General features: G+C 41.4%; 16 protein-coding genes. 3 read left to right on the top strand and 13 right to left on the bottom strand.

Annotated elements, in window-relative coordinates:
• The 6 genes from Q8J68_RS03910 to Q8J68_RS03885 all read right to left on the bottom strand — a co-directional run.
• On the bottom strand, positions 1 to 250 hold a 250-nt coding region (locus tag Q8J68_RS03910), incomplete at its 3' end, for a hypothetical protein (RefSeq protein ID WP_305310241.1).
• Positions 251 to 252: 2 nt separating this feature from the next.
• Positions 253 to 483 carry a hypothetical protein gene (locus Q8J68_RS03905; RefSeq protein ID WP_305310240.1) on the bottom strand — a complete coding sequence of 77 codons (231 nt, stop codon included), beginning with the start codon at positions 481 to 483 and terminating at the stop codon, positions 253 to 255.
• 3 nt (positions 484 to 486) lie between these two features.
• The gene (locus Q8J68_RS03900; RefSeq protein WP_305310239.1) at positions 487 to 687 is read right to left on the bottom strand and encodes a hypothetical protein; all 201 of its coding nucleotides are present in this window, start codon (positions 685 to 687) and stop codon (positions 487 to 489) included.
• 30 nt (positions 688 to 717) lie between these two features.
• Positions 718 to 1584, bottom strand: a complete 867-nt coding sequence (locus Q8J68_RS03895) for an encapsulin (protein WP_305310238.1) — start codon at positions 1582 to 1584, stop codon at positions 718 to 720.
• A 9-nt stretch (positions 1585 to 1593) separates the two neighbouring features.
• Positions 1594 to 2124, bottom strand: coding sequence for a hypothetical protein (locus Q8J68_RS03890; RefSeq protein WP_305310237.1), 531 nt, complete (start codon positions 2122 to 2124; stop codon positions 1594 to 1596).
• Between the two features lie 3 nt (positions 2125 to 2127).
• On the bottom strand, positions 2128 to 3087 hold the full coding sequence (locus tag Q8J68_RS03885; RefSeq protein ID WP_305310236.1) for a hypothetical protein: 960 nt from the start codon (positions 3085 to 3087) through the stop codon (positions 2128 to 2130).
• 345 nt (positions 3088 to 3432) lie between these two features.
• On the opposite strand from Q8J68_RS03885, the gene Q8J68_RS03880 reads away from it, so the two are divergent.
• Positions 3433 to 4218, top strand: coding sequence for a winged helix-turn-helix domain-containing protein (locus Q8J68_RS03880; RefSeq protein WP_305310235.1), 786 nt, complete (start codon positions 3433 to 3435; stop codon positions 4216 to 4218).
• A 14-nt stretch (positions 4219 to 4232) separates the two neighbouring features.
• Here the strand turns inward: Q8J68_RS03880 and Q8J68_RS03875 are convergent, their stop codons facing one another.
• A complete protein-coding gene (locus Q8J68_RS03875; protein WP_305310234.1) occupies positions 4233 to 6158 on the bottom strand; it encodes a PAS domain-containing sensor histidine kinase in 1926 nt (641 codons plus the stop codon).
• Between the two features lie 415 nt (positions 6159 to 6573).
• On the opposite strand from Q8J68_RS03875, the gene Q8J68_RS03870 reads away from it, so the two are divergent.
• Both Q8J68_RS03870 and Q8J68_RS03865 read left to right on the top strand, forming a co-directional pair.
• Complete coding sequence (locus tag Q8J68_RS03870) at positions 6574 to 7359, top strand: winged helix-turn-helix domain-containing protein (RefSeq protein WP_305310233.1); 786 nt, start codon at positions 6574 to 6576, stop codon at positions 7357 to 7359.
• A gap of 564 nt (positions 7360 to 7923) precedes the next feature.
• Positions 7924 to 8466 carry a winged helix-turn-helix domain-containing protein gene (locus tag Q8J68_RS03865; protein WP_305310232.1) on the top strand — a complete coding sequence of 181 codons (543 nt, stop codon included), beginning with the start codon at positions 7924 to 7926 and terminating at the stop codon, positions 8464 to 8466.
• 260 nt (positions 8467 to 8726) lie between these two features.
• Here the strand turns inward: Q8J68_RS03865 and Q8J68_RS03860 are convergent, their stop codons facing one another.
• The 6 genes from Q8J68_RS03860 to Q8J68_RS03835 form a co-directional block, all read right to left on the bottom strand.
• On the bottom strand, positions 8727 to 8933 hold the full coding sequence (locus tag Q8J68_RS03860; protein ID WP_305310231.1) for a hypothetical protein: 207 nt from the start codon (positions 8931 to 8933) through the stop codon (positions 8727 to 8729).
• Between the two features lie 17 nt (positions 8934 to 8950).
• Positions 8951 to 10354 carry a minor capsid protein gene (locus tag Q8J68_RS03855; RefSeq protein ID WP_305310230.1) on the bottom strand — a complete coding sequence of 468 codons (1404 nt, stop codon included), beginning with the start codon at positions 10352 to 10354 and terminating at the stop codon, positions 8951 to 8953.
• Between the two features lie 27 nt (positions 10355 to 10381).
• Positions 10382 to 11605, bottom strand: a complete 1224-nt coding sequence (locus Q8J68_RS03850) for a hypothetical protein (protein ID WP_305310229.1) — start codon at positions 11603 to 11605, stop codon at positions 10382 to 10384.
• An 8-nt stretch (positions 11606 to 11613) separates the two neighbouring features.
• Positions 11614 to 11811 (bottom strand): hypothetical protein, encoded by a 198-nt coding sequence (locus Q8J68_RS03845; RefSeq protein ID WP_305310228.1) that lies wholly within the window; start codon positions 11809 to 11811, stop codon positions 11614 to 11616.
• A gap of 357 nt (positions 11812 to 12168) precedes the next feature.
• Positions 12169 to 12297 (bottom strand): hypothetical protein, encoded by a 129-nt coding sequence (locus Q8J68_RS03840; RefSeq protein ID WP_305310227.1) that lies wholly within the window; start codon positions 12295 to 12297, stop codon positions 12169 to 12171.
• A gap of 248 nt (positions 12298 to 12545) precedes the next feature.
• Positions 12546 to 13880: an HNH endonuclease family protein gene (locus Q8J68_RS03835; protein WP_370867597.1), complete on the bottom strand. Its 1335-nt coding sequence runs from the start codon at positions 13878 to 13880 to the stop codon at positions 12546 to 12548.
• Between the last annotated feature and the right edge of the window lie 175 nt (positions 13881 to 14055).

The raw sequence follows: 14055 nt of genomic DNA, 5'->3' as shown, positions 1-14055 counted from the left end.
TGTACTGAGCTTCACTTCCCATCTTGAGCTGTGCAGCCAGCTCCCCTGTGAACTTCATCTTCTGCAGGGTCATAGCAGCTGCCAGGTGAGTGCAGGCCAGAACAAGTCTTGTATCAGTAGAACTCGAACTTCCACCAGTTGTGAGGGTGACGATGCTCTCTGTATGTGTTATGATTCCAGTGATATCATCATCGGTGAGGGTTTTGGGATCCACAAGGGCCCTGACATCATCCACAGTACAGAGTGCCATGGTCATTTCTCCGGAATGATATATGTAACACTGAACGTTTCCCGGTCAAGCTCGTCGTATCCGTACAGCTGCATGGTTGTGTTGTCAGCATCGAACACCATAGTAATGGAGTTCGTTCCATTGATGCCTGTGATGGTCTTGTTCATGCTAGCTGGGTCATCTGAAGGAAGTACAGATACCCCAGCAATTGCAGCCACCAGTACAAGAGATACGACTACGACGCGCTTGTCCATGGATCACACCGCCGTTTTTCTGTTCTTGGGCTTCTTGGGCTCATCAGGTGGGATCGCTTCTTCCTCGATAACAGCAGGCGGGATATCTTCAAGGACCCTGATAGAGTTCCCGAGCTTCTTCACCCTCTCCGGGGGACACTCAAATGTGTCCCCTTTCCTGAGCATCGTATCCTTGTCTTCGAGGTCGATTGCCAGATGACTCACAAGTACCAGAGCACGGACCAGAGTATCACCTCAGATGTTACTCAGCTTGCAGATAGCTACATTCTGCTTGATCCTCAGGATGCCTGCAGAGTAGACACGCCCGTTGAGATCGCCGGTGTCGGGGTGCTTGGAGTCCACACCGTGCTCTGTCCTGAAGTCAGAGGTCATGTAGAAGTCCATGTATGGTTCTCCTACCGCTGCAGTCGGTGCTACAAACCCTGTGCCTGCAGTAAGGGCATTGCTGGAGAATATCTCTCCGCCATTAAGCATGTCAATGATGTCCTGTTTTTCTCTCAGTCCATTTGTGTTGCGGATTGACATGAGTTGCTGGTACTGGGTGCTCGCCAGGCACATGTTGAATGGCAGGCTGTCAACCGGGATACCATCGTCATCCATGAGCTCGTATGCTCCAGCCAGGGCAGTTGTGGCCTTGCCAAAGGTAGCAAAGTCTGCAGATGTGCTGAAATCATTTCCAGCTCCCTGGTAGAGGCCGTTAAGATCATAGTTTGTGCCGTCGTTGGCTACACCCATGATGATAGCAGTGTCCTCTGCTTTTGCTGCCTTGTATGCAGCTGAGAGTGCAGATGCGGCATCGACATCAATGTTCTTGGTCATCCAGCTCTCGTATATGCGCCTGTCCACAGCGTAGTCCTTCCAGTAGACCGGTACTTTTGAGTTGTTGAGGGCAACGTCGATCTTGTCTATGTTCCCATCACGGAAGCCATAAGATACATGGCCGTCACTGACGTCGGTAATCTTTCCCCAGTCAACGGAGGTGATACCGAATCCCATTTCAGGCGTGACGTGCACGAGTTTTCTACCCTTCAGCACATTCCTCAGCGGTTCAACCAGCTTGATGTCTATTTCTTTTGAAAATGTTGCTAATGCGTTTGTCATGAGATCACCTCAGATGAGACTCAGTACTACTATGTCGGCTGCGGCAATGGATGCGTCCACGGACTGCTGTGCGATCGCAACAACAAGTCCTTCGTCTGGGATGGAACCACTGACTATCGCTCCGTTTGCTGCTCCGGATGTAACCGGGGTAGCGCCAGAATCAATTACAAGAGATGTCGCGGCGGAAAGCTCACCGTTTGCAGCACCCACGAGTGGAGTGCCCTTGGTTACGTTCTGGCCAGATGCCAGTCTGCCAACTACATAAAAGTGCCCACCATTGAGAACAGCTGCCATGTCATTCTGGATATAGATGGTATCTACATCTGTTGGCATGAACACTGGATTGGTCTGCTCGTATCCAAGCCACCCTACTGCGTTACCTCCCGCGGTATTGACCACGATATCATCGTCGTTGGTGCCTTTCTTGACCAGCCTTCCTGGGTACATGTTTGCAGCTGTTTCAATTTTCAGTTCCTGAACCAGAGGATTGCCCCCGGCTACAATTTTGTTATTGGGTTTGACAACGCCTGAATATGCCATCTTTTACACCACCCATTCGCCTTTTTTGCTGTCCCATCTTCCTACTGTTCCCGAGCCTGATGCACTGGGATACTTTACCGGAGCTGCAGCTGAGAGCTTGATCTTGCCAAACTCATCTACCATCTTCTCGAGGTCAGCAGCAGTGAGGTTCTTGTAGTCTTCAGGCCTGGTCTCAAGGCTGAGCTCCTTCCTGGCAGCTGTGAGCTTCTCAAGAACTGCTTCTCTGTCCCTTACTTCTTTGTCGGCAGCTATAGCAGATGCAATCAGTTTCTGAGCCTCTTCCATTGTAATGCGCCTAGAGAGTTCAGCATCTTTGGAAGCTGCGACGGTTTTGAGCCCTTCAACCTCAGTGGTGAGGGTAGTTATCTGTTCGGTCAAGGTACCATTGGAGGCCTTGAGGTCGTCGATCTCTTTCTGCTTGTCAGCTATCTGCTTGTCAAGCTCGGCAGGAGATACCCCGCCGGTTGGAGGTGTGTTGTTTTCAGTCATGGTATCATCTACCGATGCTACTATTGAAAATTGTTCGAAAAATCGAATTCCAATCTGACCGTCGTCAGATGCGGCTATTTCCCACGTTGATTCGTCCCATGCAGGATTTGTCACAAGCGTCAGGGAACGGTTGGTGACACCGTGAGCCCAGCCGTTCTTCAGAGCAGCTGCTTTGCTGTAGACACTCCATTTCTTGGGCCAGGTGCCCTCTGATATCTTCTGTGATGCTACAGGATCAGTAATCTCGGCGCGGGCCCTGATGCGGTCGTTTTCCTTCCAGGCATCAAGAACCCTGCCGATCTCAGCTTTCGGATCCTCAGAATAGTCGCAGCCGTGGGGAGAATCTCGCGGGCATACACGAATGACAGCGTTTTTGAGAGAAGAGATAGCACTGTCTGCTTCGGAGGCAGGTACGCCCCAGCCGTTTTTGTTCAGAGTGTCTAATGGAAAGGCGGTGCCTTCGATAATTACCATTAGCACTGAAGGATAAATGCACCCACTATATAAAGTTTATACACACTCAGTCCCATTCATTGCATAGATTTCCCTAAGTGTTTGTGAAAAATCGCAGTTTGAGAATGAGGTTGTGGATATTGAATAATTTAACATATTACTGCATAATTATTCTCCAGTAAGTAGCACTAATATAATTAAAAATAATGTTGGAACGTGATTTTCAGAGAGGGTATATATATGTATGTGAAAAATGTTCCATCTAGTGTATAGGTGAAATTCTCATGTACTTGTAAATGCGCATGAAAAACTTCTAATGAACTTGTTTTTAAAAACAACTTGTTTGGGTGGAGGCATACTTGTTTGATGGAAAGGATATCGTTGCAGACAATAATTGCATCTGAAGAAAACAGGAGTTTACTTTTATTTCTGGACGGCGGTCCAAAACGTTTTGAGGAATTAATAGAATCCCTCGGAAAAACTGAAAAACAAGTGTTTACTAACATCGAATTACTTCGAAGATGGTATCTTGTAACTCCGGAAAATGATGTTTATAGGCTTACTACTTTGGGGGAATTAATCTCTGAAAAACTGAAGCCTCTTTTACGTATTGAAGAGTTTATGCGCGCTGCGGAAGGATACTGGCTGAAGATCAATTTGGACTTTATTCCTCCCCCTCTCTTGAAAAAACTGCCTCATTTAAATTTATGCACGGTGGTCCGACCCAATTTTCATAGTATATTTGATTACAATAAAGACGTTCATAAAAAGTCCTTATCATCGCAATCTTTTTTTATGGTAGCCGCTGCACTTCATCCTAATTTTGCTGATATGTACTCTGACCTGATAGAAAATGGAATAAATATACTACTTATCTTTGACTCCAGCCTTTTTGAGAAAGCGAAAAGGGATAATCACGAATGGTTGCAAAAAATCATAAAAAATGAGCGGGTTTCTCTTTACGTGTGTCCTGAAGAGATGCAGCTCCTTTCTTTCAAAGTAACCGATTCATGCCTCGCAATGAGGCTGCTAAGTAAAGATGGAACCTATGACCATAAGCAACTTGTTTGCTACACTGCAGATGCTGTTGATTGGGGGAAAGAACTTTTTGAATATTACCGTCAGCAATCAGTGTTGATAACAGATATCTGAGCGGCTTTACAGGTTTAGGCATCCTTTTCCATTTTTAAGTCTGCAGGAATCTGAAAACTAAATGTGCTACCTTTTTCAAGTTCGCTTTCCACCCAAATGTTGCCACCGTGCAGCTCGACAAACCTTCTAGCCAAAGGTAACCCAAGCCCTGTGCCGCCATATTTCCTTGTAATAGAACCATCTATCTGGATGAAAGGATCAAATATCTTGTTGAGGTTTTCTTTAGCAATACCGATACCATCATCACAAACGGAAAATAAAATTGCATTTCCCCATTTTTCAGCTTCAACTTTTATTGTGCCTTGTGTACCTGAAAACTTGATAGAGTTTTCAATTAGGTTGTATAGTACTTCAGTAATCTTGTACTCATCAGCCCATATTATAGGAAGATGGGGAGAAACATTGACATCCACCTTCACTCCTTTTTTAGAAGCAGTTATTGCCAGTAGATTTACAGTGTCATACACCACTTCACGAACTTTAACCGGTTGTAGGGAAAGTTGGTCTATCCCAATTGAATTATATTTTGAAAAATCAAGTACTTTATTTATAACAGATAGGAGACGGTGGCCGCCTTCATTGATATTTTCTATATACTTCCTTTGCTTCTCAGTGAGATTTTCTGAGTTTTGTTCTAATATAACATCAGAGAAGCCAATAACGGCTGTAAGTGGGGTTTTGAGTTCATGGGTTATATTCTTCAGCATCTCGTTCATGATACGATTTGAATTGTCGGTGGTGAGTTTAGCATATAGTAAGGCCTCCTCTGCTTTTACGCGAGGAGTTATATCGACTTGGGTACCTATTATACGATGGGGTATACCATCAGCATCGACGTCAATAGGTTTACCCTTACTGGAAACCCATGTGTACTCACCAGATTTGTGCTTAATTCTAAAGTCTATATGAAAAGGCTTTAACTCGCCGACACTTCTGCGTATTGTATCGTAAACTGCAGCTCTGTCATCGGGGTGTGAGAGTTCCATATAGGAGTCAATGGTTGTGGGTAGTTCTCCGGGTTCATATCCTTGTATTCTATGGCTCTGAGTGTTTAGAAAAACCTCTTCCGTGTCCAAATCGATGTCCCATAGACCATACTCTGCAGCGTCCATGGCGAGAGACAATCTTTCCTGGCTCTTTAGAAGATCGCTTTCAATTTGCTTTAAATCTGTGATATCCTGATTTACAATAATTGCTCCTTGTATCTTGTTCTGGTCATCAAGCACTGGTGCAGTATAGTTCAAGATCATCTTCTTTTTTCCGTCAAAGGCCTTTATTTCAAGCATCTCATCGACAATAGTAATTCCTTTTCTGATAGTGTGAGCGAGTGCCCAGTCATCTGGAGCTATCTCTTCTCCTGAAGGAAGCCCGCGTGCTTTGAAGATCCCATATTCCTTAGTATCCACGTTGGGCTCAGCACCCCATATTTCAACTCCCTTTTTATTTCCACCGAGGAGCTTGCCATTGCTATCTGCAATCCACAGACCGACTGGAAGTAGTTCTAATATATTGCTGAGAAGCTGTTCCCTTTTTTTCAATTCATCCTGAGCCTTTTTCTGCTCAGTTATGTCCTCTATATATGTGATTATGCCACCAATCTCTCCATCTGCCCTGTACCATGGACTACACTCCCAGCGACTATATGTGATTGAACCGTCCGGCTTTTCAAAAAAGTCCTCATAATTTTTTTCTGTTGAACCCGAAAAACATTTCTTATGTATGTCTCTCAATTTATCAGCCAGTTCGGGGAAGATATCATAATGATGCTTGCCAATGATATCGCGTTCCTTTAGATTAAAGTCTTGAAGGTAGCGGTCACTAACAGCAATGTATCGAAGGTCTTCGTCATAAACGGCAATTGCATTAGGTGTGTGCTTGAGAATAAAGTGCAGATTAGGTTCGTGTTTTTGAAGAGCACTATTCCGTTGGACTCTATGCATTAGTTTTAATTATTTACTGACAAGATATATATTTAATGGGCACTAAAAACTTTATATTATGGAGAAGTTCCACAGAGCCAGGAAATGCCTGCCTTTCAAACCCACGTGTCTCATGAAAAGTATCATAGCCTTTTACAATTAGCATGGCTGTTGAAAGATGGCACCAAATCATGCTATATATTATTATTGCTTAGCCCTCATGGGAAATTCGCTACATATATGGAGAGATCTTTCCCCAAGAATTCAAACCTTCCTTGAGGTTTTAGCCACACAGGGATGCTTGCTTGCATCCCTGTCCCCTCCCAATAATTAGTTTGAAATAGATGGGTATAACTTCCGAGGAAGTCAACTTTATCTCAGAGTAGTTTTTACCAGTTTTCTTAAAAATGGTCGTGTGAGAGGAGATATTACTTTAATGAGAAAAAGTTCACTTCAAAAAGTAATTGAATCTACAAAGAGTGAATATTTACTCTTGTTTTTAGATGAAGGGCCAAAAAATTACAGTGACCTTATAATATCTGCAGGAATGAGCAGAGATAAACTACTTAGTGACATAAGATTACTAAAGGAACACAATCTAATTACTGAAGATAATAGAGTTTACAATATAACCTGCGCAGGAAAGGTATTTCTTGCGTCTACTAAACCTTTTTTGCATAAAGATTGTTTTATTGACACTGCAAACAATTATTTCAGTAACAGAAATTTGGATTTTATCCCTCCACATTTGATCAAAAGCTTGCATGACATTGAGGTTTACAAAGTAATCGAACCTCATTTTTCAGACATATTTGATTACCATGAAGAGATTCATGAAACATCCATTTTATCGAGTTCTGTCTATGTCACTGCGGCAGGGCTCTATCCAGGTTTTCTCAAATTGTTCTTACAGTTGATAGATCATGGGGTAAATATATCTCTACTATTTGATTCATGCCTTTTTAGGAAATTAAAGAGAGATAGATATGAATCATTACAAAAACTTGTAAACAACAAACAAGTTAAACTTTACATTTATCCACACAAGATGCATTTATTCTCATTTATATTAAATGATTCATGTCTTTTTTTAGGATTATTAACCAGTGAAGGTAATTACGACCATAAACAATTTTTATGCAACAGTCCCCGCGCGATTAAGTGGGGTAAAGAGCTTTTTGAATGTTACTTAAAAGACTCATGTTATGTAACAGAGTTATAACTTTTTCTATATTTTATTAACAAATAACATTTTTCTTCAACATAATTTTAGAGATTATTTTCTTATTTTACTACTTTTTCATAAATCTCTAGACAATAATCTCATTTCTTATAATCGATATAAGATTGCGGAAATATTTTCAGTATTTGCAAAAAATATCATTTTAAGCCTCATTTCTGCTAAACATGCGCTCTTTTTGATATCACACTTCTATAGTAAAGTATCATAGCTTCTTACAATTCAATTAAGTGTTAAAAAACGGCATTAAATTATACTATATAGTATTATTAATTAGTGTAATTAGGTAAATATCAGTTCAATATTTATACTGAGATTTTGCCACAAACCAATTTGACCCACTCATCAATGGGTCTATATCCATAGCAGGGGTGCTTGTCGGCACCCCTGTCACTTCCTACAAGCATGTTTTAAGAAAATATAACAATAGTTTCGGACATTTTTGAAAAAGGAAGTATGGAATTATATCCGATTGACCTGAATTTAATTCATCTTCTTAGCAACGAATGTGACTAAATAGTTCGTAATTTAAATACATCTGATGTTATGAACATTGACAAAAACTATTGGGAAACACATAATCTGGATTCCATACCGCCTCATTTTTTGAATAGAATAAATGATATCAAAGTTTGTCAAATCATAGAAACGAATTTGGTCAAAATGTTTGATATCAATAAGGATTTTCTTGAAATGGCTAAAGAATCAAGTTCCCTGTTCTTTATAGCTACTTATGTGCACCCATGTTTTCCTTCAATTATTTCTGAATTTGTTGAAAAAAATGTAAATATTTCAGTTGTAATGAACAAGGATTTGTTCCAAATATGTAAAGATGAATGGTACGATGAACTGAAACAATTCATTATTAGTGGGATGGCTAAATTTTATTTATATCAAGAGCCTATTGGATTTTTATCTTTAGCATTAAGTGATAATTGCTTTGTTTTGAAGTTGTTTTCTAAAAAGAATGAGTACAGTTATAACCAAATATTTTGTTGTAACCCTAAAGCGTGTCAATGGGCTAAAGATCTTTTCGAGTACTACTTGGAGAACTCAACATTAATATCGGAAACTTGGATTAATCCATAGTAATACACAATAGGATACTACTATTTTCAATATTCGATTGAATATAGGAGTTCTATAGTACCTTATCATCCACAATAGTTCTAAAAATGTCCTCGCCAACGTAAATTGTGGCGTGCATTGCTGCAGTGGGTGTCGCTGACGGATAATGCACGCCATGTGGCACATATAAGTTAACGCTGTTAACCAATATATGGATTGTGGATTTCCACGGCCTTCAAAATAGATGGTTGTACCGGACCATTTTTAAATCCCATAGGATGTCATAATGGCTCAAACTGAATTCCATGGTCGCCTGGATAAGGCTTTTTGTGATCATTGGCGCCCTTCCAAATCTCTACAGGGATACCTTCCGGGAAAGCATCGCATGTGTTGACCCCTGAAACTCTGACACCTATCCGTAAATGAACACATTTGCCACACGTGGGGCTGATGATAATCTCTTCCAAGGAACGATCATCGATTATCATTTGGGGCTCACTAACAGTCATTGTTCATCAATCCACGTATATTTATATTCAGGAATAATATTTGATACTTTCCGCCAAACTTCATGCCAGAATGTTTTTGTTGATTCTTCTTCAGTTAATAAGCCAGCTGCATATTTTCTTTGATGGTCAACCATGACTTCATATTTTGCTTCCTGGAAAGTTCGATACCCACGTTCCCGCCATAGTGCATAGTTGAGGTTAGACCCGTCAGATATACCCATCACATAAGTCCGGTATTTACCGGTTGCTCGCATCTCACGCACTGCAAAGTAGGATCCTGTCTGGATATCCTCCATGGAGAAAGAACTTCCACCCGGGTGATTGTGAGTGAACACCGTCCCCCTGAGCAGGCGCCCCTCAGCAGCTGTTATCTCTATCTGGTTTCTTGTTCCTGATTTCTCTAAGACGATGTTTCCATTCGAATCTAAGGCATAGCAGTTCTCATATGGCTTGTTCTTGATCTCTGCCTCGTAGCTCCTTACTATAGCCTCAATACCCTGTCCCGAGTTCGTTTTCTCAACGGTAGTTGAAACAGGGATACTCAAGCCCTTCTCGGACATGATCCTTGCTGAAATATCCTGGTCCAGGACAAACTTGTCAATCCTGTATTTCTCATTGAAGGTATCGATGTCATCAAGAGCCTTCTCAAAGCCACCGAAGTCACGGTTCTCGAACAGCTTGTCCCTGTCAATCTCTTCTGTAATGGGTATTGGAGTAAGGCCACTGCGGCAGCTGTGATGTAGCGGAGGACGGTACATGTCAACATCACCTTTTGACAGGTCAAAGATAGTCCCATGGAGGGCTATGCACTGGTCCGTTGTCCTGTCGTCAAGCTCTGCATCGAACTCCATGTATTCGACACCATATTGCCGGTACCGGTGAACTGTGGTGGCAGTGGCAACATCTGCTGTAAATGTCCTCGTGAACCGGACTGCCTTGTACCGCTCACCGTCCCATAGGTCAATCAGGCCTCTTGCCAGGGTGTTGGGATGCTGGTAATGGATCTTGTCGTCCTGGAGTGTCCGGATGATCGACTCGGCCACATTCTGGCCCAGCTCGGTGGACAACCTTACAGTTTCCTTTGTCAGGATATGGGACTCGTTCACACCTGCAGCTGATAGTACCTTCATCTGGCCATCGGCATACAGCAAGGATTGCTTGATGATCTCCGTTAGGATCCCATCCAGCTGCATAGCATAAGTCCTGGATCCGAACTCTCTCCGGATGTTCCTGGGGATCTCCCTGGAATAGTCCAGGCTGCGGACCTTCAGAGATCTCTCGATGGCCCTGCTAAAAAGAGATATCAGCATGTTCTCAGCTTTCCGTATCTGGTGAGAGTTCAGCAGGGACATATTATGGCAAACAGACTGCGAGAATACCCATGAGCACGATCCAAGCAAAGCCTATCAAAGGTAGAGCGTAAGGTTTCATTTCTTCCCCTCTACAGGAAATCCACCCCATTCCAGCAGCTGCTCTTTTGACAGTACACCTACGTTGAACCACTCGAGGACATCCCTGGATTCCAGCTTAGGTTTACTGAGCTCTTCAAATTCAATCCAGAGATTGCCTTCTGGTTTCCCGAGCAGCTTCAGCCTTTTATCGATTGCCTGCTGAGCGATATTCTGGATAACCTTCTGCAGGCCTTCCAGGACAACCATGCGGTCCTCTTCGGAGACATAGCCAGCTGCATAAGTGCTGCCTTTAGTGTCACCCATCGACAGTGGTGTTTGGAAGAGCCCGATCTGGATATCCGTTTCAAGGGATTTTTTGAAGGCCATCACATCCAGAGATCCATTCGCATCGATCGGGACAACGCTCATGCCGGCGCCAACGATGTCCTCGTTAGCTTTCAGGTTCTTGTGCTCCTCAAGCCATGCATCGATTGCTTTCTGAGCATCCTCTACAGAGATGATCTCCTGTTCCACGAGCTTCTCAAGCAATGCGAAATTGAAGACATAGCGCCCATTGCCGTATTTCTGCACGAAGGAAACATACCCATGGTTGATGTTCAGCAGGTTCCGGATAGGGAGCTCGATAGGGTCCAGCAGAGAGGTTCCATAGATTCCGAAAGTATCCCGACCCATGACATCTCGCTGGACACCGTCCCATGCATTAAAAGTGCCATAGATGATGTCTGCTATATCAAAAGTAGTCCGCTTCGATGCATCCGACTCGTTGACCACCACTTTCAGTACAGGTGGCGTGATGATATCTTTGCTGCCTTTGCCTATCTGATCCTCGGCAGAGACTAAGGTGATTGCTGGCATTAGCAGAGGTACTAGTCGGAATCCGGGAGCATCTCCTGATGTCTGGGCCAGGTACACACCATCCCTGCAGAGCAGTCTGGCCAGTGTCTGAACCTGTTCCAGGAAGTTGACTCGCGTTCCCCACATCTCAAACTCGTCCACATCTGCAGCTGAATCTCCATCAAAGTGCATTCCCTTCGTCAAGGACAGGCCCAGTTTGATAAGGCTGGTGGAAACGTGAGGAGAAGCAACGGCCAGTTCCTGGTAGTACCTGAACCTGTTGCTGATGTCAAAATTTTTGTATCCACCAAACGAAGTGGAGGTATCCGCCCGGGTGACTCCCGTGGATGCTACCAATGTGAGGGCCTTCCTAGGCTCTGCCCGGGCTGCGTTGAATTGGTCCATGGCAGGCCTCATAGGTGGGTCTTTATCATGTTCTTTGCTTCGGATGCTGTGATCTTACCATCTTCTAGAGACTGCAGGACATCATAAACAAGGGCCTTGCGTTCTTCTGTTGACTTGGACTTCCACCAGAGCTTTGCACGGATCACTATACCTGCACCAATTCCCATTAAGAAGGTTGCACCTTCTGTTGCGTATTGTTCTATCATTGTTTTTTACTCCTCGGCTCGTGCTTTCCACACCACTCATCGGAAGGAACAACCGGGAACCCAACCTTTGCAACAGGAGACTCGCGTCTACAAAAACCATATGTTACTGCGGTGGGCTTAAAAAAAGTGCATGTGGAACAAGATTCACTCATGCAAATAGATGTCTATGCACCTAGTATAAAAGTTTTATACACACTTTTGTTTACCAGTTATGCAGCATAATATGAAATAATTTCCACGGGTGCAGAGATGTAGAATAAAACAGAGATAGTATATAAGTAAAAAGAGAATTTTGTAAGGGCTGTTGGAAACGTTTCCTTTGTTTGTGACTCTAGGCGAGTAAAATAAAGCATTTCACTATAAATATTCTATTGACATATGGTTTTCACATTTGGGGCATTTGTAAACAACCACATTTACACCAAATTCACCATATTCTCCAGACATTTCTGCAGCGAAGTATTCATTCATTTCTCCGTCTGACATCCCCCCAACCTCATCGGAGTCATAAGGCGCAAATACTCACTAATGATTCCCATACTTTCACCGCATTTTGGACATTTTTGTTTTCCATTTGTTATCACCTATATATATATGAATATCAATGAAAATCATCTATAAATATTTATACGGTATTTTTGCATTATTATCCTATCTTTGTGAGTTTTGGACGTTTGCTAGAATGAAGCACCCAGTATAAACAAACCTATAATAAAATATGCAGTATTCATATACTAATCAATTAGCTTTGCCTTTTTTTTCCGGTTACAATTTTTATGTACAACCTGTAGATTAGAAAAACTATCTATACCGCCTAATGCTAAAGGATTACAATGATCAACTTCAATTTCATCTCCTATAAAAAGGACATTTTTACAGATTGGACAGGTGTTTCCCTGTTCAGTAATTAAGCTAATTTTTTGGTCTTCTGTTAATTTTAGTCTTCTGCTTTCAGTTTGGTATTTTTCTTTAAATTGAGCAACATTGTCCCTAAAAAACATGACTATATCAGTAGTATCTTCTGTGTTCCGCATGCCTAAGTATATGTCAGATATTTCTTTTTTCATATCTTGTCTATATTTTTTCACCATTTCTAGATTGATATCATGTAAAATAATCCATAATGAATAGAAACTCTGTGTAGTCCTTTTTGTTCCCTGGACCTGCCTATGTGGACTAAACAATTTATTTAATTCTGTTTTGAAATAATCGTCTTTTTTATCATCCAGAATGTCTTGATCCAATAACACAATCTTCAATTTTCTTATAAACGATTCCACGTTTTTTATAGATGCATTGAATTTTATTTTATCTGTTTCTTCTGTAGTTACCGAATTAAGAATTCTTGTAATATCTGGCTTTGCTTTTATCCTAAGATTGATATTCTTTTCTTTTTGATATATACTCAAAAATGGGACCGCTGTTAGGTCTTTTACATCTTCATCAGCTTTTTTATAGTCTAAATAAACCAAAGCTGTGTATAATTCTTCGTTTTCCATTCTAGTATCTGACTCGGAAATCTTTAAGTAAAACCATGAAGAGTGTGTTTTCACATTTTCCTTTATGCTACTAATTACCTGTTTATCAACATATGAATTCCACATTTCGAAAGAATTGTCTTTTATAGGGTACGGCTTGTTATTCAGTCTAATGAATAAATCAATTTTGTTAAAGTTCGGATTCAATTTTTCTTCAATGAAAACAACTGCTAAATTGAAATCTAATATTTTATCCTTAGTTTTAGAATCTAATTCTGTGTACTTTTTTCCATTCATATCGGACAAAATCGTAAGTTTCTCTAATTTAAAATTATTTTTTTCTGATTTTACTCTATTACCATTTTCATCGGTAAATTGTTTATCGATAAATCCTAAAATAGAGAGAATTCTCTGTTGCCCATCGACGACTTCATTGAGTCCACTATCTGTTTTATAAATAAAGATAGGTGGTAACTTTATGCCTAGTACAATACTCTCAATTAATGCAGATGATTTTACTTTGTTTATGACTTCTTCTCTCTGATAAGGAGGCCTGATTAAGAATTTATCTCGGTTCATTTGTCTGCATATATCCTCAATTGTTAAAGAAGAAGGCTCAGGTTTGTTTATAGTTGTTAACTTAACATTTTTAACTTATTTTTCAGAAACGTTTCAATCCATTTTCTTGCGAAGCTAATCTTTGATGAACAACTAATAAACGTCTCAGCAATCAGATTTTTCATATGGGCAAGATCTTTCACAAAAT

Origin of the sequence: Methanolobus sp. (assembly GCF_030682845.1) — an archaeon.
Classification (GTDB): Archaea; Halobacteriota; Methanosarcinia; order Methanosarcinales; family Methanosarcinaceae; genus Methanolobus.
This window is presented reverse-complemented; position numbering and strand designations above follow the sequence as displayed.